Source organism: Acinetobacter sp. WC-743 (assembly GCF_000335555.1).
In the GTDB taxonomy this organism is placed as follows: domain Bacteria; phylum Pseudomonadota; class Gammaproteobacteria; order Pseudomonadales; family Moraxellaceae; genus Acinetobacter; species Acinetobacter bereziniae.
In genome coordinates, this window is sequence record NZ_AMFQ01000085.1 from 1 (window position 1) to 25,556 (window position 25,556).

Here is a 25,556-nt window from a genome sequence, read left to right on the forward strand (position 1 = left end):
ATTCTGCAAATGGTTGGTTAAGCCCTGAAGCTTTTGAGCAGAAATATTTTAAGAATTTAGAGGGAAGTACTGTCCACGATAGTGTCTAGGATCACAAAGCTATGGCATACTAAAAATAATTCAAAAAGCTGGGACTTTAAAAGATGAAAATAATCACCTGTGCAGGTTTAGGATTACTGGTTTTAGCTTTATCGGCGTGCCAAACAACACCGCGTCAATATAATGGGATGACAGGCTACCAAATCGAAAGTCAGTCAAGCAATAGCGCAACATTGGCATATACACTTTCTGGTCGCGCTGACCGTGATTTAGATGCCAGTAAATTACAACGTGCATGTCAAAAAGTTTTAGGTGCAAATAAAACCTATAAAATTTCTGTTCTTAGTATCAATGAAATCATCAACCCGCAAACTGCACAAAATCAAGCCGGTGTTCAACTTGGGCATAGTCGAACCTCTTTTGGACTTTCAAATACTCCTAATCTAAACAACAGTGAGGATTATGCAACGCGTCAAGCACTTGAAACTCGTCCAAGCACATTGCATGTTGTACGTTATACCTGTTCTTAATACACCCAATCATAATAAATTTTCAAAAAATAAGACGCTTTTATAGCGTCTTATAAAAACTCACATTTCGAAACTCTTTGGCTTCATCTAAATCAGGCCATGTCGTTGCACTTCGTTCATCCAATTTTTGATAATTCGGATGACTAAAGTTTTTGACCCGACTGTCCGCTACCCATACTTCAGGGGCAAACTTTAAAAATTCATCTAAGAAAAAGCGATTAGATTGATCATATAAAACATCTGCGGCGAGCAATACATCCACCTGTTCTGCTTTATATAAATCATCCAGATATTCCAGCTCTACCTCATTTAGTGCGGCATTTTCACGACAAGCATCTAAACTCACTTGGTCAATGTCACAACAAATCACACGCTTGGCACCCGCTAATTTGGCAGCAATCGCGACCACACCTGACCCAGCGCCAAAATCGAGAACCACCTTATCTTTAACATGATGTGGCTCAGCCAATAACCATTGTGCCATCGCCAAACCAGATGCCCAACAAAAGATCCAATAAGGCGTGTCATTCCAAATACGACGAATCACTTCATCATCTAAACGATCAGTCGGAAAAACCGGTGGAATCAACCACAATGAAATCGGAGTCTCAGGTAACTGCTGAGCGAGTAGCTGGCATTGAGGAATCACCTCATGCAAGGCTTTGAGTAAATGTGATGGGGCTTTAGGAAATTGTAAAGTACAACTCATAAATGTATAACCAAAATGATTATTCTAATACTTCGCAAATACACTAAGGTTGTTGACGCTTATATACTTCGATAATTTGCTGTTATTGCAGATCGCATCATATTGAATACATGATTGTCACAAAGTCTATTATTAAAGCAACTTTTACCAAAACAAAAATGACATTTTCGAGAAGCCTTCACCATCTACAAACAATGGTGAAGGCATTGCTCTCAATATTTGATTAAGCTAACGCTTTTTCTGCTGCTTCTACAGTTTGACGAATCAATGTAGTAATCGTCATAGGTCCTACACCACCTGGAACTGGCGTATATGCTGAAGCAACTTCTTCAATTCCAACCAATTGAATATCACCAACACCACCACCTTCACGAGGATGGAAACCTGCATCTACCACAACAGCACCTTGTTTGATCCAGTCTTTTTGAATCAACTCTGCTTTACCTACTGCACCCACAACGATATCCGCTTGTTTGATTAATTCAGCAAGGTTTTGGGTACGTGAATGACAGATTGTCACTGTAGCATTGGCTTGAAGTAACATCATTGCCATCGGCTTGCCTAAAATTGCTGAACGACCAACCACTACAGCATGCTTACCGGCAATCTCAATCTTATTTTCTTTAAGAATAGTCATGATGCCCGCAGGAGTTGCAGAACCATATGCTGCTTCACCCATTGCCATACGACCAAAACCAAGACACGTCACACCATCAACATCTTTTTCTAAAGCGATCGCATCAAAACAAGCACGTTCGTCAATCTGTTCAGGTACTGGATGCTGTAACAAAATACCATGTACATCAGGATTGGCATTTAATTTTTCAATTTCAGCCAATAATTGTTCAGTCGTGGTTTCTTTGCCTAACTCAACTTTCAAAGAGTCCATACCTACACGACGACATGCATTTCCTTTCATACGAACATAAGTCGCAGATGCGCCATCATCACCCACTAAAATAGTCGCTAAAATTGGGGTACGACCTGTTTTTGCCTTTAAAGCTTCAACACGAGTCAACAAGTCTGCTTCAATTTGTTTCGCTAATGCGCGACCATCCAATACCAATGCCACGGCACATCTCCAAAGTAGATATGAATCAATTTTGCAAATAATACATGATTATTTAGACAATTTTCTTTCGTATGCTGAATTTATGTGCATATGCATGAAATATAGTATTGTTTTTTTTTCAAAGGTTGCTAATATGTGCATCACCAAGACATGGCGGGGTGGCAGAGTGGTCATGCAGCGGACTGCAACTCCGTGTACGCCGGTTCGATTCCGACCTCCGCCTCCAATCTTGTAAAGCCCGAGTGGTGAAATCGGTAGACACAGGGGATTTAAAATCCCCCGCCCACAAAGCGTGCCAGTTCGAGTCTGGCCTCGGGCACCATTTTAGTCAACATTAAAATGGTGTAATAAAAAACCCAGCGATAAGCTGGTTTTTTTATGTCTAAAATTTTATATTAGCTTTTTATGTTAATCTCTAAATTGCAGTTTAAATAAGTGAAGCCTATATGATTCAAAACAAGCAAGTTTCCTTCTATTTAAATCAGTTACAACAACAATATCCAAAAGCATTTAAATACAATTTTTTATTTTATAGCCAAATTAAAACCAAAGGGCTTTTAGATGAAGCCAAGGAGTTTATTCCTTGGATTTTATCAATCATGATTTTTTGCAGTATTTACTTCAGCTTAGGTCATTATATTTCAATTCATTTTGTTCAATTTGATGCTTTTCAAGCCAATGCCATCGCAGCCTTGGCGGTTATGTTATTTTTTATGTTGATTGTTCCCATTATTATCAACCAAATCAAACACAGCTCTACCCATCTTTATCAGCAACTTAACAATACGCCATTTAAACTTGCCGCATTGATTATTCTACAAGCACTGAACCTATATTTTATTGAAAGTACACTTTTACAAGGTTTGCTATTTTTCTTTGCAATGAGCTTTGGTTTTGTGAAGTTTTATAAAGAAAATCTATTTCGAGACAGCACCAAAGATACTGAATTTTATCAATTACAACAAATTCGGAGAACTTGCTTTTGGGCGTATAAGCAAGCCAAAAAAGCCAGATTTAAAATGAGATTTTATAATAAAAATTCGGAGCAATATCAGTTTCAACAGCAGCAACTTACCCAATACTTAGAATTGCATTTACAGTTATTAAAGTATGAAAATGAAATGTGCAAAACATATAAATATGAAGATTTAGATGCCTATATGGACAGCATGATGTAATTTATTTTCATAAAAAACCGAGTCAATATGATGAACTCGGTTTTTTTATGCTTGAAAATTTATGCGCTTTTTTGAATGCTTTTCACATCAATCAAATTGTTATTTAACACCACTTGATGCCCACGAGTAGCATCCACAGTATATGTATTTTCCTTAATGGTACTCACAAAAATCCAATCCGCTTGAACCTGTTGCGCGGTAAAACTCACTTTCAAATAACCACGTTGATTTAAGTTAGTATAATTCAATTCATCAATCAGTGTGGTAAACGCCATTTCAAATTGCTGTAACTGCGCTAAAGGAATACTGAGGTACTTTTCCATTCCAGGCGAAGACACAGAGCTAGTTGCCAATTCAACACCCACAAAATCACCTGTTTGTGTATGCAAGTCCGCAGACCAAGCATTATGTGTATCCCCTGCCAAAACAACGACTTTCTTATTCAGTGCTTTTAGTGTTCCATATAAAATTTCACGCTCAGCATAGTATCCATCCCACGCATCGAGATTATATGGAGCTACCGTCGTCACACGTGCTTTTTCTGTAGCTGTTAAAGATGGATCACCCGCTTTTAAACGAAGTTTTAAGGTCACTAATTCAGTAATCTGTTGATTCATTTTTACCAATGTCTCTGGAGTAACATTACCACTGGTAATTGCAGCCAATGAAAGCAGTAATTCAGCTGGAATTAGCATTTTTGCCATCAAGACTTGCTGACCCAATACATTCCATGTCGCTGTAGATTGTGCCAGTTTTTTCTGTAACCAGTCTCGTTGTGTATACCCCATCAACGTACGAGAAGTACTGATCAAATCTGACTGAAACTTGGCAATATCCAACCCAGAAGCCGTCATATAATCCGCATAATCCAATTGCTTATCACGAGCCAAGATACGTGTATCCAACATCGTCAATTGCACCAATGAACCAAAGTCAAATTGTCGATAAATATTCAAATGATCTGTTTGATTCACAGGTCGAATTGGCATCCATTCAAAATACGCCTGTAATGCCGCTAACTTGCGATCAGAAAAGCTCCCTTCATTGGGTTGATGGTTTTCAGCACCCGCTTTCCATGCATCATTGGCTAACTCATGATCATCCCAAATCACAATAAACGGATGACGTGCATGTGCAGCTTGTAAATCAGTATCCTTATGATAAAGCGCATAACGTTTGCGATAGTCGTCCAATTTGATAATTTCTTTATCATTGTCCGCAGGAAGCGTACGTCCTAATTTAGCCGCATCTTCAGTTGCATAGCCATCTTTGCCATATTCATAAATATAATCACCAAGATGGATAATCGCATCGACATCTTGTTTTGCCATTTCTCGATAAACATAGAAATATCCCGCTGGATAATTCGAACACGAACATACTGCAAATTGAACAGCATTGGTCGTTTCTGGTAATGTTTTGGTACGACCGACGGGTGAAATCACTGAACCGAATTTAAAACGATAATAATAAGTTTGCCCAGACTTCAACTTATCAGCATCAACTTTAACCGTAAAATCTTGTGCTTGTGTTGTTTGTACTTTCCCTGTGTTGATGATTTGTACAAATTTTTCGTCTGTCGCAATTTCCCATACAACTTCAATACGTAAAGTAGTATCTTGGGGAGTTACACGTGTCCATAAAATCACACGGTCCTTAAGCGGATCACCACTCGCCACCCCATGTAAAAATTCAACTTTAGTGGCTGACGTTGTTGAATCATTATTGTCGCTACCACAAGCTGTCAAAGAAACTGGTATAGATAGTGCCCCAAAACTGGCTAATGACTTTTGAATAAGTTCACGGCGTGAAATTGAGCTTGGCATTGAAATCGATTTCCTCTAAGTTTTTTTATCTCATCACTTTAATCAGGAAATATTTCACTTTAATCTCAAGTTAATGAAAAATTCATGACAATAAAATCAATATATTGGCTTAAAACGCTTTATTTTCAGCCATAAACATCCGAGTTGATTGAAAAGAAAGCAAATCGTGCTAAATACGCTTGCCAAGAGAAAAACTGTCCTTTATTATTGCGCACATGCCCGAGTGGTGAAATCGGTAGACACAGGGGATTTAAAATCCCCCGCCCACAAAGCGTGCCAGTTCGAGTCTGGCCTCGGGCACCATTTTAAATTGATATTAAAATGGTGCAATTAAAGAACCCAGCAACTGCTGGTTTTTTTATGCCAAAAATTTAATCTCTTTAAATCATTAAATTTAAAATTAACATCTATTTCAAAATATCAAATACATCATTTTTAATATCTCACTTAAATATTTGATGATATTGATATTTACTTAATACATTCATAAATTCAATTTAATTAAAAACTATGACTGAAATTCAAAATCCAGTAAAAACGATTGCTCCAATATTTCCTCGATTTTTTGCATTTATCATCGACTGTTTGATTGTCGGTGTTGCATGTTTGGTAATGGGGAAAGTGCTATATCCCTATTTTGAAAACTCTCCATTTATTTTTCAATGTCTTGGCACTTTGCTATGTTTGTTTTATTTCTCTGCTTTTAACAGTTCGATTGGAGATGGTAAAACGATTGGAAAAATACTCTGTAAAATTCGTGTAAAAGACTTTACCGGTGCTTCAATTTCACCAACCCACGCTTTAATTCGATCAAGCATTTTCATTATTCCATTTTGCTTTATCGGTTATTTACAATCCTTTGCACATCCGCCCCTTTCACTTATTTTAATCATCGCCTTTTTTCAAAGTATTGTTTTTGCATGTTTCTACTTGGCAGTTTTTAATGGAAACAGCCAACAATCCCTTCATGATGTACTGACACGTACACAAATTCTCAGAAATACACAATCCAATATGCCTCATCAGGCAATATGGAAAGTGCATTATTACATTCTCACTTTGATCACAATGATCATTTTTTCAATCAATGTCTGGCATTATGTTCAAAATCAAAATTCAACAACTCATGATTTGACTTCAATCTCTGATGATATTCAAAATATTCAGATCGAAAATCGTTATACTTTTATTGGCGAAACTGAATCAACAAATCAAGTTCTCATTTTAAATGTTAGTCAACCTGCTTATCTTGATCAGGTTGATACTGCTGAAACATTAATTCAAAGGCTTCAACAAGACAGCAATATTTTAGCCCAATATAAAATCAATCAAGTGCAATTTAATTTTTCCTATCAATTCGGTCTAGCAAAATTATCAAAAGCAACCATTTATGATTATAAAAAGACTGCCACAACGACTCAGCTCACCCATATCGGTGAGAATACATCCGTGAAGCTTGGTTTTTAAAAGAGCATTTAAATGGTTTTAATATGCATGATTGAAAGATAAAAAAAGACCACGTTTTTGGAAACGTGGTCTATAAAAATGGTGGCTATGACGGGACTTGAACCTGTGACCCCCGCATTATGAGTGCGGTGCTCTAACCAACTGAGCTACATAGCCTAAAACTGTGCGCGCATTATCTGCTGTAACTCACGTTACGTCAAGTAATAATTGCAATAAAATTCATTGAAGTGAGCCGATAAGCCGGGTTCTGTCTAGAACGATCATTCCTCTAGGCGCACAATCACTCATACGCTCAAGCGACCTACCCGGATCCAGCATGGGCCATGCCTATAGGATCCCTATTTGGTCTTGCTTCCGGTGGGGTTTACCATGCCATGAACTGTTACCAGTCATGCGGTGCGCTCTTACCGCACCCTTTCACCCTTACCTTCCATTTCTCCGAAAAGAAACGTTATTGAAGGCGGTCTACTCTCTGCTGCACTTTCCGTCGGTTTACACCGCCCAGGCGTTACCTGGCACCTTGCCCGATGAAGCCCGGACTTTCCTCCCCTGCTTCAATCACGGAGATCTCCACAGCAGCGATCGTCTGGCTCACTTCGGGGCGTATGCTAACAAATTTTACTGGGAATTGCTTGCGCTTTTTTGAGCAATTAAACTTTTATACTTCTCCATCAAGTCTTCTTGGCTTTCTACATGATTTGGATCAAGAGGAATACAATCTACTGGACAGAAAAGTGCACACTGCGGCTCATCAAAATGCCCCACACATTCTGTACAGAGGTTTGGATAGATTTCATAAATCTCCTCCCCCATAAAAATGGCTTCATTGGGGCATACCGGTTCACATACATCACAATTGATGCATTCATCAGTGATTATTAAAGACACATTACCAACCTTGTTGATGTTTACGGTGAAAAGCTTCAACCACACATTGTGGCACAAACTTAGCAACATCACCTTTTAATCGCGCAATTTCCCGAACCATCGTTGAAGAAATAAATGAAAATTGCTCTGAAGGTGTTAAAAATACTGTTTCAAAATCATGATCCAATTGACGGTTCATATTGGCAAGCTGAAATTCATATTCAAAATCTGACACAGCTCTTAATCCACGTAAAACAGCAGTCGCATTTTGCTCACGGGCAAAATTTACCAATAAGCCATCAAAGCCAACAAACTCAACATTAGGTAGATGTTTGAGTGATATTTTTGCTAACTCTACACGCTCTTCTAAACTGAATACTGGATTTTTATGATGTCCAATCGCAATTGCAACGACGACTTCATCAAACATCCGTGAAGCGCGGGCAACCAAATCCACATGGCCATTGGTAATTGGATCAAAAGTTCCTGGATAGATGACACGAGTTTTAGACATCCATTTGTACTCAAGTTTGTTATGTAGGGCTATAGTTTAACAAAAACTTAAATCTTAGCGAATAACCTCTGCGCATTTAGCCTTTGCTTTAATTGTGAAATGACTTCACCTCAAGCCAAGTTTAAGGCAGAATAAGGCTATTCTTGGAATTATTTGTACTATGTCGAAAAATATTGTCGTAAAAAAAAATAATGGCGGGACGATTGCACAAAATAAACGTGCGCGTCACGATTATTTTATTGAAGAAAAATTTGAAGCTGGGCTTTCGTTGCAAGGCTGGGAAGTAAAGTCATTACGTGCTGGACGTATGACCATTACAGAAAGCTATATTACCTTTAAAAATAATGAAGCGTTTCTGTTCGGCGCTCAGATTCAACCTTTGTTATCTGCATCAACACATGTAGTACCTGAAGCAACACGCACGCGCAAGCTACTGCTTTCCCGCCGTGAATTAGAAAAGTTAATGGGCGCAGTCAATCAAAAGGGCTATACGTGTGTACCATTGGCATGTTACTGGAAAGGTCACTTGGCAAAACTAGAGATTGCTCTAGTAAAAGGTAAACAGTTGCATGACAAACGTGCTACTGAAAAAGACCGTGATTGGCAACGAGATAAAGCTCGAATTATGCACAAATAAGAAAAACCTCTGAATGGAGGTTTTTCTTTTAGAAAGAATACTCAACAGAACTTTAATGAACCATAGCAGTTAGGTGCAAAATCTTGGTTTTTAAGCTGTAAATCTTGCAATGGGAAATTGACTGATGTATTCGGTAAATTAATATTACCAATTTCTAATGAGCTGCCCAATAAACAATCTAAAGCTTGGCAGGATGGTACAGCTGTCGTCGCTAATGCATTACTTAATGGACCAACGACTTGCTTAAGTACATCATTGGTGATATCGATCCCTTTAGATGGAGTCACATTCCCAATATCAACAGCATCCTCAAATGCCATCCACCAACCTCTTTGAGCGGTCACCTCAGCATTTGGCCACCATACATTTTGACTTTGCAATGATAAAGAAAATGGATTATTTAAAGGAATTTTATGGATATAGCCCAAACTTTCACTGATCGATAGATTTGCTGTTAACCCTGTAATATCACCATTAACCTGTTTCTCTAAATTTAATGTGCCCAATAAAGGAACTTTTACACCCGCTTTTAATCGCCCACCAAAGTTTAAACGGTCAATATAAGCTTTGCCTGTTAAGTTCACACTACTTTGTCGCATCCCATTAATTGTTGCTGAATCAACTTGAATGGGTGCTGTAGTACTTTGCAAAGTTAAATTATAATCTGTTGAAGATAAAGGCAATCGCCCACAAAAAAATAGTACACAAACATCTACATTTCCAGTGATTGGCATTTGAGTATCGGTATAACTCATACCTCGACTATTTGTATAACCTAAACCTGTCGTCGCTTTTGTCTTTAAAAAACCACTAAGTGAATTAATACCATTCGGAGTTTCTGAATTTTCAGTTCCTGCGGTTAACATCCCTAAAACTTTTTCAGCACTTAAACGTAAACCCACGACTTCTCTTGTTGACGCTGCATCAGGGTTTTTTATTGCGAACTCTAAAAAAGGATTGGTTAATTTGGCACTTGAACCAGCTCTTCCCTCACGGGTATCTGCTAAACCAGATAAGCTGAGGTTATCAATATCAATATCACAGCCACCTGCACCATTGATACCGCCACATCCTAGTTGTAATTTTTTTATGTTGGCATTCAGCTCAAGTTCAGCTTCCATCCCAAGCTTATAAAAGCCAACCCCCTGCCCTTGCATTTTATTGGCAGCATCATTTGGAGCAATATAACCAAGACTCATCAATGCTTGACCTTGAACTTTTGAAAGCTCAGTATCATTTAACTCAACCAAACCCTTCGATTGAGGCAAATTAGCAAAACTATCAATCGAAATAAAAAATCCACCACAAATTAAAATCATCTTACTGATTTTAATTAACTTTCCTACAATAACTTCCATATCACCTGCTCAGATTTTTATTATTGGTCAAAAATATAGGAAAATGATCAATAACAAAATAGCCGATCAGGACAAATATTTTGTCTAATTTAACAATAGTCTTTTTCACCTAAATAAGATAATGATTTTTAATATTTTTTATATAAATTTATTTTGTTAATTTATTTAAATAACAATGAAATACATATTTTATTTTGGATAATTTTTTATCAACCTATCAAGTATTTTATAAAAAATCATTACAGAGTTTGTATTCCTGAAATGAAAACTTTCCTAGTTGTGGAATGATGAATAATTTTATTGGGAGATCAAAAGAGGTTAAGTTTGCAACAAAGTCTCTTAAATAGCATTTTGTCGTTAAAAGGAATTTAACAGAATTTCAATGAGCCATAACAGTTTGCTACAACATTTTGATTTGTTAGTTTTTGATTAGTCAGAACCAATTTAGCAGGATTATTTTCTGTATAACTTCTCAGGTCTACATTTAATTTCTGTGTTATTGGTTGATTGGTTAAAGCCTGCCAAGCTTGTCCAATATTTAAATAGGGAAAATTTTCTCTTTTATTTAAATATTGTGAAACTAAAGTCGCGACTTGAGGTAAAACTGCCCCAATATCAACTTGATTACTCACATTGAGTTTACCTAGTTGTACAGGATCTGCGAAAGACATCCACCATCCTTTTTGCGCAACATCGGTATTTCTTCCCATTTGTTGCAAATTGTTTTTAGCTTTATCTATGTCTGCAATAGTTGCACCTGGCCACAATAAAGCCTCACTTTGTACAGACAAATAACCGCCTGTACCAGTTAACGGAATATTATGAATCATACTTAAAGATTGCATGAAATCGATAGACATGTTTATATTCTGAATATTTGAACCATTCGCCATTTTAAAAGTTGCTACAGGTACTAGCGCCTTGACAATTGGACATAATGATAAAATTCCAGCACTTTCACAACTCAAATTAACTTTTAAGGCATCATTTATAAACATCGATTCTGGATATCTTGAAGTTCCATCAGATGCAATAGGAATAGTAGCGATAGTTGTACGAATATCTTTAACATTTGCTATGGTATTTCTCACTCCATTAATTGTAAAAGGATTAATATCAAAAGAAGTACTAACACTCGGAATTGTTATCCCCGTAGTTCCATTGTTAAAAGGATTACTCGTAAAATTTACATTTACTAGCCCACTAATATTTGCAACCCCAGTCAAAGTTTGATCACTAGCATTTTTCCCGAAAATAATAGGTTTTGTGCTTGCAGTTCCACTTGTTTTAGCGATTTGCATAAATCCACTTAATCTTTGAATTCCATCAGTTTGTGAAGCTGTAGATAAATTATCTAATCCCGCTGTTAACAAAGCATTAATTTTTTCTGCACTAAATCGTATTCCTTTCACTTCTCTTATAGATGAGCTATTAGGATTACTAATTGCAAACTCTAAAAAAGGGTTAGTTATCTTTCCACTTGTCGAGGGGCGCCCAGTTAAATAAACTGGATTCCCATTGCTATCATAAGTATTAGGCAATCCACTCAATGATAAATTTTTAATGTCTATATCACAGGCACCAGCACCATTGACTCCACCACAACCAAGCTGAAGGTTTCTGATATTTGCATTAAGTTCCAACTCTGCTTCTAAACCTAATTTATAAAATCCTATATTATTTGAAGTAATATTCCTCATTGGGTTGGTTGCATCAGTTGGTGCTAAATATGAAAGACTCATCAAAGCTTGCCCTTTCACTTCAGACAACTCTGAGTCATTTAACTGAATTAAAGACGTGATTTTTTCATTTTCGGCAAAACAATTCATTGATAAAACTATTGCACTTGAGATTAAAACTATTCTTGTCCTTTGAATTGCTTTTTGAGCATTGATATCCATATCATCCACACATGTTTTTATTTTTCTAATCAAACATAGTGCAATGAAGCATAAAAATATTAGCTTACAACGACAAATTACTTAGCATTTTGCGACAATGATCGCATTAATTTAAACAAAAAATAAATATTAGACGTTTTACCTAATTTTCTAATTAGATTACCTAAATTTATTTAATAATAGTGCAAGATACTCACCAAACCACAAGGCTGTTTGTAAATCACCAGATGGCGGTGTTAAGTCAACAGGTGCATTGTCTGATTGCGTCATTAAACCCAAATAACCCGCCATACGGTTTAAATCTGTGGGCTTGATTCCTGTTGGCATTAAAGGCAAACCAGACCAAAGCATGCCATGTTGCATCGCAAAGATATTAATCTGCTGTAATACGGATAATTTGTCTCCGCTTAAACCACCTGAGTTAGTAAATGCAGCAGCGAGCTTCCCTTGCCAATCACGATTTTTCCAACGCTTAGAGGTTGAGTCCATAAACATTTTAAATGGACCTGTTACACTGCCCATATAAGTAGGTGAACCAAATACAATTGCATCGGCTTGGTCCAAAATATCCCAATCTATATGCTCAATATCCATTTTATGGACAGTCAATCCAACCTTCTCAATGCCTTGCGCAATATAGCTCGCGACTTTAGCAGTATGACCAAAAGGGCTGTGATAAACGATCGCGATAGATTTAGCAGATAAAGACATATCAATTGAAAACAAACAAATTTAGTCAAGTTTAACATCAATTCATTTTTAAACAATTCTTGTCAAGTGTTAAAATTACTTTTACTCAATCTATAAAATTTCGAGCAATATCTCAAAATATATTTAGTTCTGCATAAATACAAAAGTTGCCATACGACCTGTTTTAGGGTGACGGCGGTAGGAATAAAAGTCCTCGGACTGACGATAAGTACACTGATCACCACCCGTGACAATTTTAACACCCTGCTGTTTAAGGATATAACGTGCAATCGCATACAAGTCTGCATAGTATTTACCGTCTTGTTCACCCGCAATAAAAGCTGTTTCCAATTCAGCATATTGAGTACAAAAAGCAGTTTTTACTTCCTGACCAATTTCAAAACAAGATTGACTAATTGCAGCCCCTAGCCATGCCCATGTAGGTTGAGATGTCATTTCTGAAATGGTATTTTCAATAATTCCACCTGCTAAACCTCTCCAACCTGCATGTAAATTAGCAACTTCAGTACCATCTGCATTTCCCAAAACCACAGGTAAACAATCCGCAGTCATCATCATCAAGGCATGACCTTGTGTTTGCGTTACCAACCCATCCCCCACTAAGGCATTAAATGTAATTTCTTCATTGATGGTGTTACAAATCGTGCTATGTGTTTGTGTCATCCATGTAATCTTGTTGACACCATGTACAGCGAACTCATCCAATAAAATCATCCGATGTTGCTGTACACGCTGTGGATCATCATTCACATGCAATGCTAAATTGAAACCTCCCAACTCTGGCTGTACAGATGGTAAAGCCATTGGATGTTGTATATGTGTTTGACCAACATATACGCCTTGAGGTAATCCCTGAACAAATTGCATGTGACTCTCCATTAACCATCAATTATTTTAAATAAATTAATACGCTTTATTTTCAGAACGCAAAACGTCAACCAAGTTGGTAAAATCTTCAGGCCAAGGCGCTTCAAACATCATTTCCTCTTGAGTACGTGGATGAATAAGTCCTAATTTAGATGCATGTAGAGCTTGACGTTTAAAGTTACGCAAAGTGCTGCTTAACTTTTCCGAAGCCCCAGCAGGTACTTTAACGCGACTCACATAAACAGGATCACCAACCAATGGATAACCAATATAAGTAAAGTGAATACGAATCTGATGTGTACGCCCCGTCTCTAATTGCGCCTGTACACGAGTAAAATGCTGAAAACGTTCCTTAACATTATAATGCGTCACAGCATCACGACCGCCAGGTAAGATCGCCATTTTGACACGATCAACAGGATGTCGTTTGATCGGTTCATCAATGGTTCCACCCGCTATGATATGACCATAACAAACTAAGTCATAAACACGATAGACTGATTTTTTAGCCAATTGTTTACTTAACGAAAATTGTGCTTCTAAGTTTTTAGCAACAACCAATAAGCCACTGGTATCTTTATCGATACGATGTACTAAACCCGCGCGGGATAATTCCGAGGATTTAGGATAATGATAAAGTAAAGCATTGACCAATGTACCATTCGGATTACCCGCACCAGGATGTACAACCATACCCACAGGTTTATTGATCACCATAATATCGTCATCTTCATAAACGATATTTAAAGCAATATTCTCAGGCTGCGCAGTTGTTTGAGTTTCGAGTTCAACATTGAGACTTAACTGTTCATTGCCTTCACATTTATACTTAGGCTTGACCGTGTTACCATTTACCAACAAATGACCGTCTTTCATCCACTGCTTAAGTTTTTCACGAGAAAACTCGCTCCAAACAAGTGCAGCAACTTGGTCGATACGTTGCCCTAAATAGCTTTCATCCAGTTGAAATTGCAACGATAAACGTGTTGCAGTTGGCGCAGAATTATGATTATCTGCATCCTCAGAATCTTCAAGTAAATTGAAATCATTTTCTGAGAAATTAGAATTAGAAGAGTGTGCTGAAGTCATTTGCTCATTCGGACAAAAGTGGTTTAATAGCGCAATTGTAGCCTATTGCCCGTATCAACAGAGGAATTTTTATGTCGCTACCACGTTATAAAGTCACAATGCTTGCTTTAACTGTAGGCTTAGCAACTGTATTTGTAGGTTGTAGCAGCAATCCCAAGAAGGAGGTTGTCGATACAGGTCCAAAATCAAATGAGCAGACTTATTACAATAATGCGATAAAATCACTAGACCGCGGGCAATACGGTGATGCTGCAAAAGCGTTGGAAGCTATGGATACATACTTCCCAACGGGACAATATGCACAGCAAGCTCAACTTGAACTGCTTTATACCAAGTTTAAGCAAAAAGATTATGAAGGTACAATCGCACTGGCAGATCGTTTCATTCGCTTAAATCCTCAGCACCCAAATTTAGACTACGCTTATTATGTCCGTGGTGTGGCAAACATGGAGCAAAATTATGACAGTTTGCTTCGTTATACTTCGTTGAAACAAGCACATCGTGATGTAGGTTATTTAAAAATCGCTTATCAAAACTTTGTAGATTTGATTCGTCGTTATCCATCAAGCCAATATTCGGTTGATGCTGCACAACGTATGAAGTATATCGGTCAAGAATTGGCTGAAAGTGAGATGAATACTGCCCGTTTCAATCTTAAACGTAAGGCTTATTTGGCTGCAATTGAACGCTCGCAATGGGTCATTGAACATTATCCACAAACCCCACAAATTCCTGAAGCTTTAGCAACGATGGCTTATGGCTATGACAAACTGGGCGACAAAGATACTGCACAACAATACAAAGACGTGCTTAAGCTGAACTATCCAAACCTTGTTAAATCAAATGGTGAAGTGAATATTCGTGCTGCACGCAAAGAAGGCAGTTGGTGGAACCGTGCGACCCTTGGTATTTTAGGTCGTGGTGAAAAAGCAGAAGTATCAAAAGATACAAATACTGAAACATCTTCAAACTCAAAACAGCAGTCGAGCTTATTGAATAAAGTTAGCTTTGGCTTGCTTGATCGTCCAAATCGTGAAGTTTCAAAAGAACCTGCTCGTGCAGATGAAAGCCTTTATGACGGTCAACGCAAATAAGGTGTGTTAAGAAATATCATCTTTGATATGACTTCACCGCGACAATTCAAGACGGGTTTTTACCCGTCTTTTTTATTCATGGATATTTTTAAGGTTAAAACTGCGTTAAACTTTAAATGACTTCAAACGATATATGACTTAAATTTTATGGCTATTCCTCAGCACACGATAGATCAAATTTTAGATCGTACCGATATTGTCGATCTGATTGGTCAACGTGTGAAATTGAAAAAAACAGGTCGTACCTATTCAGGTTGCTGCCCTTTTCATCAGGAAAAGTCTCCTTCTTTTCATGTATATCGTGATAAACAGTACTATCATTGCTTCGGTTGCCAGGCAAATGGTAATGCCATTCGTTTTCTCATGGATATTGATAATCGAAACTTTATCGATGTCATGAAAGAGCTTTCTATCCAAGCTGGAATCGAACTCCCTAAAGATAATCAAGACAATAAAAAACTTTCTTATAAACGCGAAACTGTAAAACCACATGTTAAGCCTCAAGCCCAAACGCAAGAGGATAAAAATACAGCGTCAAAAACACAGGAAAAAAATACCGAAGCTACTCCTTCTTTTGAGATTGACCCTTTTGAAGCGTTTAGCCAGTATCCAGACCCCGAACATTTCGATCCGACACAATTTGATCAAACCGGATTTGTACAAGCACCTCAAGATGGGAATCTTTACGACCTGCTTGAAAATATTGCTCAATTTTATGAACGTCAGTTACCACATAGTAAAGTTGCACAGAATTACTTCAGACATCGCGGTTTAAGCACCGAGACGATTCAATATTGGCGTTTGGGTTATGCACCTGAAGATTGGCAACATCTTGAAAAAGCATTTCCTCAAGATATTGAAGGTCTAAAATTATTAGGACTGATTCGTACCAGTGATAGTGGACGTGACTTTGACTTACTTCGTGATCGAGTAATATTTCCTATCCGAGACAGTAAAGGTCGAGTCGTTGGTTTTGGTGGTCGTGCGTTAAATGACGAAATCAAACCCAAATATATTAACTCTCCTGACTCTGAAGTCTTTCATAAAAATCAACTGCTGTATGGATTATATGAAGGACGTAAAGATCGTGCCCAAAACTGGCTCATGGTTGAAGGCTATATGGATGTTATTGCTTTACAGCAAAATGGGATCTCGGGAGCAACAGCAACACTGGGCACGGCGAGTAATGCAGACCATTTAAGCATTTTATTTAAACAGAACAATCAAATTACGATTGCCTTTGATGGTGATGCCGCAGGTCAAAAGGCTGCTCGTCGAACTTTAGAAATTGCTTTGCCTTTATTGAATGATGGACGTGAACTTAAATTTTTTGTGCTTCCTAAAGAACATGATCCTGATTCTTTGATTCGTAAAGAAGGCTTAGAGACTTTTCAACGGATCTGGCAACAGTCACCGCTATTATCAGACTTTGTCTTTGCCCTATTAAGCCAAAATTATGATGTCACCACCCCTGAGGGTAAAAGTCAGGTCATGGCAGAACTGAATCAATTGACTGAATTATTGCCTAAACAAGGTTCATATCGTTATCTGTTAAGACAGTTTTTTAAAGAAAAGTTAGGTTTTAATCGTAAATGGCAACCACAAGTCAGCTTGGATGCATCGCTCTCATTTAATATTCGCACCAAAGATGAGGATTTTGCAGTGGCGATTTTAATGCAACATCCATTTTTATATATTCACTTTGAAGTGTTGCGTGCATTTATTCAACCAGATGAGTTGTTAGCAAAAGTGCTCGCTGTATTTGATCGTATTTTTGATGATTTACCCGATGATCAAGAACTAGCGACCTATTATATTTTAGGTGCTTGCAGTGCATATCACTTAGAGTTGTCTGAAATTATGCAACGAACCAATATCCAAGCTTTAACCGAAGCTCCAGAAATGGCGGATAAATTGGCTTCGGACTACTCTCTTGCATTACAAGAAAAGTATTTAAAGCAAAAACTTAAAGCACCAGCCTCATTAAGTGAATCTCGTAATTTACGCAAACAACTCAATGAATTAACCAAGCAAATTAGTTTAAAGTTAGTTCATAGTTAATTTTTTATAAACTCTTCATTGATCATATCAATTATTTTGTAATACAAAAAATTCATGTGACTGTTCGCCTCTTCCATAGAGGAATCATAAGGTTTATAAACATTTAGATATATACGTTCTTGAAAGTTTTCATCTTTAAAAAACTCATTTGTTGAATACAGAGAATTTGTTTGTGAATTTAAACTTTCGATCATAATCACATCCCATATTCGTGCTGAATAGTCTAAATAAAAACAGTACAGTTTAGGTTTTTGAAGATCCTTATAACATTGATCGACAGAATCAATAACCTCCAAAATTCCTCCCTGAGTATAAATGTTATGTAGATCATGGATTGCTTGTTTCAATAGCATGTCACTATCTTTTACAGGCTTTGCGAAACATTCAATTGAGATAAGCAATAATATGAATAAATATAAAGTCTTAAGCATTTTAATTTCTGTATTCTAATTTGATAACACGAGTATATATGAACAATATTTGTTGAAGCAAAAAGCTTCACTACATTACTTTCTTAAATCACTACTTTCTTAAATCATTATTTTGCTTTAGGTTTTCGTTCTTGCTCAAAAATATCCTGAATATTTTCTTTCATCCATTCAAAATGTGATGGATCTTCATCCTGAGCTGCTTGACGCAGTAGAATTGAGGCAGGATGTAACAGTTTTTGGGTTAAGCGGTGGGCAAAATCTTCTAATACATGTTGGGTATCTTCACCTGCTTGAATACGCTCTAGTGCATGTGCAAGTTCTGCTTGACGTTGCTCTTCGCCATGCTCGCGGAATTGCTGAATCGTACTACCAGCATCTTTGACTTTCTGGTGTGTAACAAGTTGAGTGACCAGTTGATTGACCATCACCTCTGCTTCAACCGCAGCTTGGCGACGTTGAGCGAGATTTTCATCAATCACACTCTGTAAATCATCCACACCATACAGATACACACCATCCAAACTTTCAACTTTCGGATCTATATCACGAGGAACAGCTAAATCGACCATAAGCATCTGTTGATAACGTCGTTTTTTTAATGCCGCTTTTACATCAGTATAAGCAATCACTTGATGTAAGCTCCCAGTACAACTTGAAATCACATCGGCACGATAAAGTTGTGTTGCAAGCTCATCAAAAGGGATGATTTCTACTTCAACACGATGGGCAATTTCTTGTGCTAACTTTTCTGCACGTTCACGACTTCGATTACAAATGAGAATTTTTGCCACACCCATTTCAGCCAAATGCTTAGCAACCAAACTATTCATTTCACCTGCAGCAACCACCATCACTGTCAGTTTTTCAGGTTTGCTAAATACCTGTAAAGCAAGCTGTGCAACGGCATAACCCATCGATACGGCATGACTTCCCACAGCAGTTTCAGAGCGAACACGTTTTGCTGCATAAAAAGCATATTCAAAAATTTGATTGAGATTTTGTGAAACGATTTCTGCATTTTTAGCAATCGATAATGCGGATTTGACCTGCCCAAGAATCTGAGGCTCACCCAACATAAGAGAATCTAAGCCACTTGCTACACGCATTAGATGCGAAACAGCATCAGTATTTTCATAACGATATACATGATTTGACAATTGCTTTACATCAATACCATTGGTTTGGGCAAGCCAATTTAATACCATATCGGCATTTTCAGCCATGGCGTAGACTTCAGTGCGGTTACATGTTGAGACCACCACCATATCATTCAAATTTTGGCAGTGGCTTTGCTCCGTCAGCAAATCTTTTAATCGTTCTGGATTAAAAGCGATCTGCTCACGAAGCTCAACAGAGGCAGTTTGATGGTTGACACCCAATGCAAAGAAAGACATATCAGATCATCATTTCGCTAAATTTATGCTATTGTGCAATAACGGTGTCATAAAAAGCATACTTGGATTCGGAAAACTTGCGTCAAATAAACAACCGCTTAAGCGGCATGACAATTAAGCAATATTCTACCACATTCTTACTGGTTGGTAGCATGGCTTCTAGTGCTCATATTAGAGCATCTGGAGAATTTTATCATGCAAAATATAATACAAATGCATTAAAACAAAGCATCATTGCTGAATTTTCACTGGCATATAATGATACAGCAACTGCTTTACACAATTATACGGTGTTGGCAATTCGCAGTAATTCCACCACCATTAAACAACGTGCGCTCAATGTAGCTATTGAGCAAAACGATTTAAAAGCAGCATTAGATATTGCAACACATTGGGTTGTACAAGAACCTGAAGATGTTCCTGCAAAATTTTATTTGGCACATATTGCACTCAAGTCACATGAATATGAACTGGCTGCTGAAACGCTCGACAGTATTCTCACAATCGATCCAAACGCGGATTTAGAAAAAATTCTAGAAGGAATTGCCCCTGAGTCTGAAGTTGACCGTCAAAATCTACTCAGCACACTCAGAGCAAGCAAAGAAAAAAATAACCCTTCCGTATTAATCTTAATTGCCGGTTTAGAAGCGCAAAGTGACGAGATTGAACAAGCCCTTAAAACAGTCAATAAGGCATTGAAAAAACGCCCGAAAGTGACTGGTTTTATTCTTATGAAAGCCAATCTACTGGAGGCATTAGGCGATCAGGAAGAAACCTTAAAATGGTATAATCGTAGTAGTCGCAAAAATAAATATAACTATGACATTCGATTGGCAGAAGTTAAATATTTGATTAAAACCCATCAATCTGAACTGGCATTAGATAAATTAGAAACCATCATTCAAACTTGGCCAGATGCTGAAGAAGCTTTGTTTATTGCAGGTTTAACAGCAATTGATTTAAAAAAATTTGATCAAGCTGAACAGTATTTGGTGGAATTACGTTATTCCTCGCGCTATCAAAATGAAGCTTATTTTTATTTAGCAGTTAATGCTGAGCGTAAGCAAAATGATGAAACGGCAAAAGCCTATTATCGTTTAGTAGATGGAAATTTATATACGGTTTCACGTCGTAATCTCGTCTCGATTTTTGAAAGACAAAATAAAATGAATGATGCGCTACGCTTTTTAACTCAGGAACGTGTAAATTATCCGCAACATGCAAGTTTCTTATATCAAGCGCAAGCTGAAATTTTAAAACGTATGGGCAATAAAAAAGCAGCTTTAAGTTTGCTTAATGAAGCTGTCAAGAATCTGCCCGACGATCCCGAAATTTTATACTCTGAAATTTTATTGCTAGACCCTTTTGAAAATCGCGATATTCTGGACAAAGCACTTAAACAGCTATTGAATTTAGAACCTAATAATCCAGCTTATCTAAATGCTTATGCTTATACTTTGGCTTTGCAAAATCGACGTCTAGACGAAGCACGTCGCTATGCTGAACATGCTTTAGAATATGCACCCGATCAAGCATCTATCTTAGATACTTTGGGCTATATTACCTTTTTGCAGAATGATTTTGATGCAGCCTCTAATATTCTCTCTAAAGCTTATAGTTTGAGTCATAGTATTAATATTGGGATTCGTTATGCGAAGTCTTTGTATATGCAAGGTGCATTGCCACAATTTAATGAAGTGTTACAACAACTCAAACAAAATCATCCAAATGATCCTCAATTAAATCAATTAGATTCACTAATATTACCGCAACATATTAAAAAGAGTTAATCGCCTATATGCGTCACATTCAGCAGATCATCTTCGCCCTTACTGCAACAGCAACGCTTGCTTTTACTGGGTGTCAGCAAGTCGTTAAGCCTGCCCCAACCACACCAACACAGGTACCTACAGATGGTTCAACTCAAAAGCCATCAAATCAATTCAATTTAGAGGGAAAAATTGGGGTAAAAACCCCAAAACAATCTGGCAGTGCTTTCTATACGTGGTCGCAAAATCAACAAGATTTCAATATTCAGCTCAATGGTATCTTAGGTATTGGTAAAACCATTATTGAAGGAAAATCAGGTGAAGTGACTTTAAACAGTTCTAAGACTGGGTTAATTTCAGCTGAAAGCCCAGAAGAACTGCTTGAAAAAGCCACCGGTTGGGTCGCTCCCATCACGCATATTGTTGACTGGGTACAGGGCTATCCTGCCACTGAAAATGCACAAGTTGCACATGACTCAGCACAACGTATTACTCAAATTATTGAAGATGGTTGGACCGTAGATTTTAGTTATAATCATCAGGCGACTTTACCCAACAAACTAATTTTAAAGCAACAACTTGAATCAGGTCAGGAAAACCGTATTACAATGGTGATTCAAAACCGTTAAATCTCAACATCAGGCAATCAAATCTATGCTTCGTGTTCCCTCACCTGCAAAATTGAATCTGTTTTTGCATATTACTGGTCGCCGTGAAAACGGTTATCACGAGTTGCAAAGTATTTTTCAGCTCATTGATTTATATGATTGGCTAGAATTTAGCCAAACAGATTCCGATCAAATCGTGATTGAGGGATTGGAGAGTGTCGATCTGCAACACAATCTGATCTACAAAGCTACACAAATGCTGCTTCCTTATGCGAAACATGCAAGTGGCTTAAGTATTCGTATTGAAAAAAATATTCCAATGGGTGCTGGCTTAGGTGGTGGCTCATCAAATGCGGCAACCACATTGATCGTGGTCAATCAATTGTGGCAATGTGGGTTAAATACTGAACAACTGGCAGCATTTGGCGTTAAATTGGGTGCAGATGTTCCTATCTTTGTGCATGGTCGTAATGCTTGGGCAGAAGGTATTGGTGAACACTTAACATTCATAGACTTAGATCAAAAACAATACATTGTGTTAAAACCTGATTGTTTTATCAGCACTCAACGACTTTTTTCGCAAAAAACATTGACAAGAGATACGAAGCCTACTAAATTTTGCGCCTATCAGCTAAAGCCATCTGATTTCAGAAATAGCTTTGAGCCATTGGCAAGAAGTTTATACCCTGAAGTTGATGAAGCAATGCAGTATTTAGATCAGTTCGGTACAGCAAAGCTTACAGGTACAGGTGCTTGTGTTTTTGTTGAAGTCACTGAACAAATGAAGATTGATGATATTTTAAATCATTCACCCTGCAAAGCCTTTTTGGTCAACAGTTTGAATGAATCACCACTCATTCATTTTAAAGTGTAATGATAGGGGCGTCGCCAAGTGGTAAGGCACCGGGTTTTGATCTCGGCATCCGTTGGTTCGAATCCAGCCGCCCCTGCCATCATTTTTCACCTGTAGATCGTTGTATTTTAGGGGCGTCGCCAAGTGGTAAGGCACCGGGTTTTGATCTCGGCATCCGTTGGTTCGAATCCAGCCGCCCCTGCCATTAAATACAACATCGAATTAGGGGCGTCGCCAAGTGGTAAGGCACCGGGTTTTGATCTCGGCATCCGTTGGTTCGAATCCAGCCGCCCCTGCCATTTTCTCAAAAAAGACAGAACATGGTATTTGCATTTAATGTTGATTTACCTTGACAGAAACATGCAAAAACACTAAAATTCTGCCGCATTAGGGGCGTCGCCAAGTGGTAAGGCACCGGGTTTTGATCTCGGCATCCGTTGGTTCGAATCCAGCCGCCCCTGCCATCTAATTTCAAATCTGCCAACCGCCAAGGGTGCTTCATGCCCAATCTTGTCGTTTTTAGTGGAACTGCGCATCCACAATTCGCCCAAAAAGTCGTTAGCCATCTGCACATTCCTCTTGGAGCTGCTGCTGTAGGTAAATTTTCTGATGGTGAAATCACTGTCGAAATTACTGAAAATGTGCGTGGTAAAGACGTATTTATCGTACAGCCCACTTGTGCCCCTACCAATGATAACCTTATGGAAATCCTGGTAATGGCTGATGCATTGCGTCGCGCAAGTGCTGGTCGTATTACTGCTGTAATTCCCTACTTTGGTTATGCTCGTCAAGACCGTCGTCCACGTTCAACTCGTGTTCCAATTACAGCAAAAGTTGTCGCAGATATGCTGACGACTGTTGGTATTGACCGTGTTGTCATGATCGATTTGCATGCTGACCAAATCCAAGGTTTCTTCGATATTCCTGTAGATAACATCTACGGTACACCTGCTTTACTTGCTGACTTGCGTCAACAACAGCATCATAACCTGATGGTGGTTTCACCTGACGTTGGTGGTGTTGTGCGTGCACGTGCTGTTGCAAAGCAAATGGGTGATATTGATCTTGCAATCATCGATAAACGTCGTCAAAAAGCCAATGAATCACAAGTGATGCATTTGATTGGTGATGTACGTGATCGTGACTGTGTTATCGTGGATGACATGGTGGATACAGCTGGTACATTGTGTAAAGCTGCCGATGCATTAAAAACTTTTGGTGCACGTAAAGTGGTTGCTTATGCAACACACCCTGTACTTTCAGGTAAAGCACTTGAAAATTTAAGCAAATCTGTGATTGATGAATTGGTTGTTACTGACACAATTCCACTTTCAGAAGAAGCATTAAAACTTGGTAAGATTCGCCAAGTTTCAGTAGCAAGTATGGTTGCTGAAACAATTCGTCGTATTAACAACGAAGAATCTATTAGCGCAATGTTTGATTCTTATCTATAATAGCGCAAAATTTTCAAAGCCCTGCCCTTAGGTGGGGCTTTCTATCACTGGACTGGTCGAAAGTTCAGTCAATTAAACTCAATGAGGAAATGTCATCATGGCAAACTTCGTATTAAATGCAGTAGCACGTGAAGAAGCAGTTCAAGGGAAAGGTTCGAGCCGCCGCCTTCGTCTTCAAAACAAAGTTCCAGCAATCATCTACGGTGGTGCTGCTGAACCTGTAGCAGTAACTTTAGAACTTCGTGAGCTTGTTAAAGTTTTAGAAAACAATGCTTTCTTTGAAGAAGTTATTGAAATCAACATCGATGGTAAAGTTGAAAGCGTTAAAATCCAAGCGTTACAACGTCACCCATCTAAAAACACTCCTATGCACGCTGACTTCAAACGCGCATAAGTGTTTAATGGTGTAAATGAGTGAGTAAACTTTCACTGATTGTTGGTTTGGGTAATCCAGGTTCTGAATATGCCCAAACCCGCCATAATGCAGGCTTCTGGTTTGTTGAACGCCTTGCAGAGCAATATGGCATAACTTTAAAAACTGATTCAAAATATAAAGGAATCAGTGGTCGCGGCAATATAGAAGGACAAGATGTTCGTCTGTTACTGCCAACAACATTTATGAACCTTTCTGGTCAAAGCGTTGTTCCTTTCGCAAAATTCTATCAAATTAAACCAGAAGAAATTCTCATCGCCCACGACGAACTGGATATGGATCCAGGTGTAATTCGTTTAAAAACTGGCGGCGGACATGGTGGTCACAATGGTCTACGTGACATTGTTCCACATATCGGTTCTAATTTTCATCGTCTTCGTATAGGTATTGGTCATCCTGGCGCAAAAGAAAAAGTATCAGGACATGTACTTGGCAAAGCACCAAGTAGTGAACAGACACTGATGGACGATGCTATACATCATGCTTTAGCGAGAACGAAATTATTGGTCAATGGTGAGATTCAGCAAGCAATGAATCAAATCAATGCTTATAAACCATAATTCAAAGCTCAATTTTTACATTCTTTGTTCAACAATTTTTCTTGCTATGATTCATTTTTAAGAGCAAAATGCGCTTTCAAATGTATCCCCCCCTATTGAAAATTGTTGATCCATCGCAAGATAACAATCGTAAG

Annotated in this window: 23 protein-coding genes, 8 tRNA genes and 1 other RNA gene; 19 read left to right on the forward strand and 13 right to left on the reverse strand. The window is 38.0% G+C overall.

The window, feature by feature from the left end:
* Positions 1–143 precede the first annotated feature (143 nt).
* The gene (locus tag ACINWC743_RS11635) at positions 144–569 is read left to right on the forward strand and encodes a hypothetical protein (protein ID WP_009585606.1); all 426 of its coding nucleotides are present in this window, start codon (positions 144–146) and stop codon (positions 567–569) included.
* A gap of 40 nt (positions 570–609) precedes the next feature.
* Here the strand turns inward: ACINWC743_RS11635 and ACINWC743_RS11640 are convergent, their stop codons facing one another.
* Both ACINWC743_RS11640 and folD read right to left on the reverse strand, forming a co-directional pair.
* A complete protein-coding gene (locus tag ACINWC743_RS11640; protein WP_004828323.1) occupies positions 610–1,278 on the reverse strand; it encodes a class I SAM-dependent methyltransferase in 669 nt (222 codons plus the stop codon).
* A 223-nt stretch (positions 1,279–1,501) separates the two neighbouring features.
* Positions 1,502–2,350, reverse strand: coding sequence for a bifunctional methylenetetrahydrofolate dehydrogenase/methenyltetrahydrofolate cyclohydrolase FolD (gene folD, locus ACINWC743_RS11645; protein WP_009585645.1), 849 nt, complete (start codon positions 2,348–2,350; stop codon positions 1,502–1,504).
* Positions 2,351–2,502: 152 nt separating this feature from the next.
* Between folD and ACINWC743_RS11650 the strand changes: the two genes are divergently transcribed.
* The 3 genes from ACINWC743_RS11650 to ACINWC743_RS11660 all read left to right on the forward strand — a co-directional run bounded on the left by ACINWC743_RS11650 (position 2,503) and on the right by ACINWC743_RS11660 (position 3,528).
* A tRNA-Cys gene (locus tag ACINWC743_RS11650) sits at positions 2,503–2,576 on the forward strand.
* A 10-nt stretch (positions 2,577–2,586) separates the two neighbouring features.
* A tRNA-Leu gene (locus ACINWC743_RS11655) sits at positions 2,587–2,672 on the forward strand.
* 124 nt (positions 2,673–2,796) lie between these two features.
* Positions 2,797–3,528, forward strand: a complete 732-nt coding sequence (locus ACINWC743_RS11660; protein WP_004828320.1) for a hypothetical protein — start codon at positions 2,797–2,799, stop codon at positions 3,526–3,528.
* A 59-nt stretch (positions 3,529–3,587) separates the two neighbouring features.
* On the opposite strand, the gene ACINWC743_RS11665 is transcribed toward ACINWC743_RS11660, so the two are convergent.
* The gene (locus tag ACINWC743_RS11665; protein ID WP_009585619.1) at positions 3,588–5,354 is read right to left on the reverse strand and encodes an alkaline phosphatase D family protein; all 1,767 of its coding nucleotides are present in this window, start codon (positions 5,352–5,354) and stop codon (positions 3,588–3,590) included.
* A 217-nt stretch (positions 5,355–5,571) separates the two neighbouring features.
* On the opposite strand from ACINWC743_RS11665, the gene ACINWC743_RS11670 reads away from it, so the two are divergent.
* A tRNA-Leu gene (locus ACINWC743_RS11670) sits at positions 5,572–5,657 on the forward strand.
* A 207-nt stretch (positions 5,658–5,864) separates the two neighbouring features.
* Complete coding sequence (locus tag ACINWC743_RS11675; RefSeq protein ID WP_009585583.1) at positions 5,865–6,821, forward strand: RDD family protein; 957 nt, start codon at positions 5,865–5,867, stop codon at positions 6,819–6,821.
* Between the two features lie 79 nt (positions 6,822–6,900).
* Here ACINWC743_RS11675 and ACINWC743_RS11680 read toward each other — a convergent pair.
* From ACINWC743_RS11680 to coaD, 4 genes are all read right to left on the reverse strand, one after another.
* Positions 6,901–6,977, reverse strand: a tRNA-Met gene (locus tag ACINWC743_RS11680).
* A gap of 64 nt (positions 6,978–7,041) precedes the next feature.
* Positions 7,042–7,419, reverse strand: an RNA gene (rnpB, locus tag ACINWC743_RS23560) — RNase P RNA component class A.
* Between the two features lie 20 nt (positions 7,420–7,439).
* Positions 7,440–7,709 (reverse strand): YfhL family 4Fe-4S dicluster ferredoxin, encoded by a 270-nt coding sequence (locus ACINWC743_RS11685; protein WP_035301057.1) that lies wholly within the window; start codon positions 7,707–7,709, stop codon positions 7,440–7,442.
* 1 nt (position 7,710) lies between these two features.
* Complete coding sequence (coaD, locus tag ACINWC743_RS11690) at positions 7,711–8,202, reverse strand: pantetheine-phosphate adenylyltransferase (protein WP_004828311.1); 492 nt, start codon at positions 8,200–8,202, stop codon at positions 7,711–7,713.
* Between the two features lie 160 nt (positions 8,203–8,362).
* On the opposite strand from coaD, the gene smpB reads away from it, so the two are divergent.
* Positions 8,363–8,839, forward strand: a complete 477-nt coding sequence (smpB, locus tag ACINWC743_RS11695; RefSeq protein ID WP_004828309.1) for an SsrA-binding protein SmpB — start codon at positions 8,363–8,365, stop codon at positions 8,837–8,839.
* A gap of 41 nt (positions 8,840–8,880) precedes the next feature.
* Here the strand turns inward: smpB and ACINWC743_RS11700 are convergent, their stop codons facing one another.
* From ACINWC743_RS11700 to rluD, 5 genes are all read right to left on the reverse strand, one after another.
* On the reverse strand, positions 8,881–10,197 hold the full coding sequence (locus ACINWC743_RS11700; protein ID WP_009585570.1) for a hypothetical protein: 1,317 nt from the start codon (positions 10,195–10,197) through the stop codon (positions 8,881–8,883).
* 368 nt (positions 10,198–10,565) lie between these two features.
* Positions 10,566–12,098 (reverse strand): hypothetical protein, encoded by a 1,533-nt coding sequence (locus tag ACINWC743_RS11705; protein WP_009585609.1) that lies wholly within the window; start codon positions 12,096–12,098, stop codon positions 10,566–10,568.
* 159 nt (positions 12,099–12,257) lie between these two features.
* Entirely contained in the window at positions 12,258–12,809 is a 552-nt protein-coding gene (locus ACINWC743_RS11710) for a flavodoxin family protein (RefSeq protein WP_009585635.1), read from the reverse strand.
* 123 nt (positions 12,810–12,932) lie between these two features.
* Entirely contained in the window at positions 12,933–13,676 is a 744-nt protein-coding gene (gene pgeF, locus ACINWC743_RS11715; RefSeq protein ID WP_009585621.1) for a peptidoglycan editing factor PgeF, read from the reverse strand.
* Positions 13,677–13,712: 36 nt separating this feature from the next.
* Positions 13,713–14,765 carry a 23S rRNA pseudouridine(1911/1915/1917) synthase RluD gene (rluD, locus tag ACINWC743_RS11720; RefSeq protein WP_009585617.1) on the reverse strand — a complete coding sequence of 351 codons (1,053 nt, stop codon included), beginning with the start codon at positions 14,763–14,765 and terminating at the stop codon, positions 13,713–13,715.
* 71 nt (positions 14,766–14,836) lie between these two features.
* On the opposite strand from rluD, the gene ACINWC743_RS11725 reads away from it, so the two are divergent.
* Both ACINWC743_RS11725 and ACINWC743_RS11730 read left to right on the forward strand, forming a co-directional pair.
* Entirely contained in the window at positions 14,837–15,859 is a 1,023-nt protein-coding gene (locus ACINWC743_RS11725) for an outer membrane protein assembly factor BamD (protein WP_009585643.1), read from the forward strand.
* 147 nt (positions 15,860–16,006) lie between these two features.
* Positions 16,007–17,920, forward strand: coding sequence for a DNA primase (locus ACINWC743_RS11730; RefSeq protein WP_009585576.1), 1,914 nt, complete (start codon positions 16,007–16,009; stop codon positions 17,918–17,920).
* Between the two features lie 538 nt (positions 17,921–18,458).
* Here the strand turns inward: ACINWC743_RS11730 and hemA are convergent.
* Positions 18,459–19,745, reverse strand: coding sequence for a glutamyl-tRNA reductase (gene hemA / locus ACINWC743_RS11740; protein ID WP_009585630.1), 1,287 nt, complete (start codon positions 19,743–19,745; stop codon positions 18,459–18,461).
* A gap of 77 nt (positions 19,746–19,822) precedes the next feature.
* On the opposite strand from hemA, the gene ACINWC743_RS11745 reads away from it, so the two are divergent.
* The 10 genes from ACINWC743_RS11745 (at position 19,823) to pth (ending at position 25,422) form a co-directional block, all read left to right on the forward strand.
* Positions 19,823–21,535, forward strand: coding sequence for a hypothetical protein (locus tag ACINWC743_RS11745; RefSeq protein ID WP_005030733.1), 1,713 nt, complete (start codon positions 19,823–19,825; stop codon positions 21,533–21,535).
* Between the two features lie 8 nt (positions 21,536–21,543).
* Complete coding sequence (gene lolB / locus ACINWC743_RS11750) at positions 21,544–22,143, forward strand: lipoprotein insertase outer membrane protein LolB (protein WP_009585588.1); 600 nt, start codon at positions 21,544–21,546, stop codon at positions 22,141–22,143.
* Positions 22,144–22,168: 25 nt separating this feature from the next.
* Positions 22,169–22,996 (forward strand): 4-(cytidine 5'-diphospho)-2-C-methyl-D-erythritol kinase, encoded by an 828-nt coding sequence (ispE, locus tag ACINWC743_RS11755; protein WP_009585604.1) that lies wholly within the window; start codon positions 22,169–22,171, stop codon positions 22,994–22,996.
* A 4-nt stretch (positions 22,997–23,000) separates the two neighbouring features.
* A tRNA-Gln gene (locus tag ACINWC743_RS11760) sits at positions 23,001–23,075 on the forward strand.
* A gap of 30 nt (positions 23,076–23,105) precedes the next feature.
* Positions 23,106–23,180 (forward strand) — tRNA-Gln (locus tag ACINWC743_RS11765).
* Positions 23,181–23,199: 19 nt separating this feature from the next.
* Positions 23,200–23,274: transfer RNA gene (locus ACINWC743_RS11770), tRNA-Gln, on the forward strand.
* A gap of 90 nt (positions 23,275–23,364) precedes the next feature.
* Positions 23,365–23,439: transfer RNA gene (locus tag ACINWC743_RS11775), tRNA-Gln, on the forward strand.
* A 36-nt stretch (positions 23,440–23,475) separates the two neighbouring features.
* Positions 23,476–24,429 carry a ribose-phosphate pyrophosphokinase gene (locus tag ACINWC743_RS11780; protein WP_004828271.1) on the forward strand — a complete coding sequence of 318 codons (954 nt, stop codon included), beginning with the start codon at positions 23,476–23,478 and terminating at the stop codon, positions 24,427–24,429.
* 97 nt (positions 24,430–24,526) lie between these two features.
* A complete protein-coding gene (gene rplY / locus ACINWC743_RS11785; RefSeq protein ID WP_009585639.1) occupies positions 24,527–24,823 on the forward strand; it encodes a 50S ribosomal protein L25 in 297 nt (98 codons plus the stop codon).
* Positions 24,824–24,843: 20 nt separating this feature from the next.
* Entirely contained in the window at positions 24,844–25,422 is a 579-nt protein-coding gene (gene pth / locus ACINWC743_RS11790; protein WP_004828267.1) for an aminoacyl-tRNA hydrolase, read from the forward strand.
* The last annotated feature ends 134 nt before the right edge of the window (positions 25,423–25,556 follow it).

Coding starts and splice junctions, on each gene's coding strand:
- rplY (WP_009585639.1), top strand. CDS start 24,527: ATGGCAAACTTCGTATTAAATGCAGTAGCACGTGAAGAAGCAGTTCAA.
- ACINWC743_RS11725 (WP_009585643.1), top strand. CDS start 14,837: ATGTCGCTACCACGTTATAAAGTCACAATGCTTGCTTTAACTGTAGGC.
- ispE (WP_009585604.1), top strand. CDS start 22,169: ATGCTTCGTGTTCCCTCACCTGCAAAATTGAATCTGTTTTTGCATATT.
- hemA (WP_009585630.1), bottom strand. CDS start 19,745: ATGTCTTTCTTTGCATTGGGTGTCAACCATCAAACTGCCTCTGTTGAG.
- rluD (WP_009585617.1), bottom strand. CDS start 14,765: ATGACTTCAGCACACTCTTCTAATTCTAATTTCTCAGAAAATGATTTC.
- ACINWC743_RS11665 (WP_009585619.1), bottom strand. CDS start 5,354: ATGCCAAGCTCAATTTCACGCCGTGAACTTATTCAAAAGTCATTAGCC.
- ACINWC743_RS11730 (WP_009585576.1), top strand. CDS start 16,007: ATGGCTATTCCTCAGCACACGATAGATCAAATTTTAGATCGTACCGAT.
- ACINWC743_RS11780 (WP_004828271.1), top strand. CDS start 23,476: ATGCCCAATCTTGTCGTTTTTAGTGGAACTGCGCATCCACAATTCGCC.
- ACINWC743_RS11710 (WP_009585635.1), bottom strand. CDS start 12,809: ATGTCTTTATCTGCTAAATCTATCGCGATCGTTTATCACAGCCCTTTT.
- coaD (WP_004828311.1), bottom strand. CDS start 8,202: ATGTCTAAAACTCGTGTCATCTATCCAGGAACTTTTGATCCAATTACC.
- ACINWC743_RS11635 (WP_009585606.1), top strand. CDS start 144: ATGAAAATAATCACCTGTGCAGGTTTAGGATTACTGGTTTTAGCTTTA.
- ACINWC743_RS11660 (WP_004828320.1), top strand. CDS start 2,797: ATGATTCAAAACAAGCAAGTTTCCTTCTATTTAAATCAGTTACAACAA.
- ACINWC743_RS11640 (WP_004828323.1), bottom strand. CDS start 1,278: ATGAGTTGTACTTTACAATTTCCTAAAGCCCCATCACATTTACTCAAA.
- pgeF (WP_009585621.1), bottom strand. CDS start 13,676: ATGCAATTTGTTCAGGGATTACCTCAAGGCGTATATGTTGGTCAAACA.
- smpB (WP_004828309.1), top strand. CDS start 8,363: ATGTCGAAAAATATTGTCGTAAAAAAAAATAATGGCGGGACGATTGCA.
- ACINWC743_RS11675 (WP_009585583.1), top strand. CDS start 5,865: ATGACTGAAATTCAAAATCCAGTAAAAACGATTGCTCCAATATTTCCT.
- ACINWC743_RS11705 (WP_009585609.1), bottom strand. CDS start 12,098: ATGGATATCAATGCTCAAAAAGCAATTCAAAGGACAAGAATAGTTTTA.
- ACINWC743_RS11700 (WP_009585570.1), bottom strand. CDS start 10,197: ATGGAAGTTATTGTAGGAAAGTTAATTAAAATCAGTAAGATGATTTTA.
- lolB (WP_009585588.1), top strand. CDS start 21,544: ATGCGTCACATTCAGCAGATCATCTTCGCCCTTACTGCAACAGCAACG.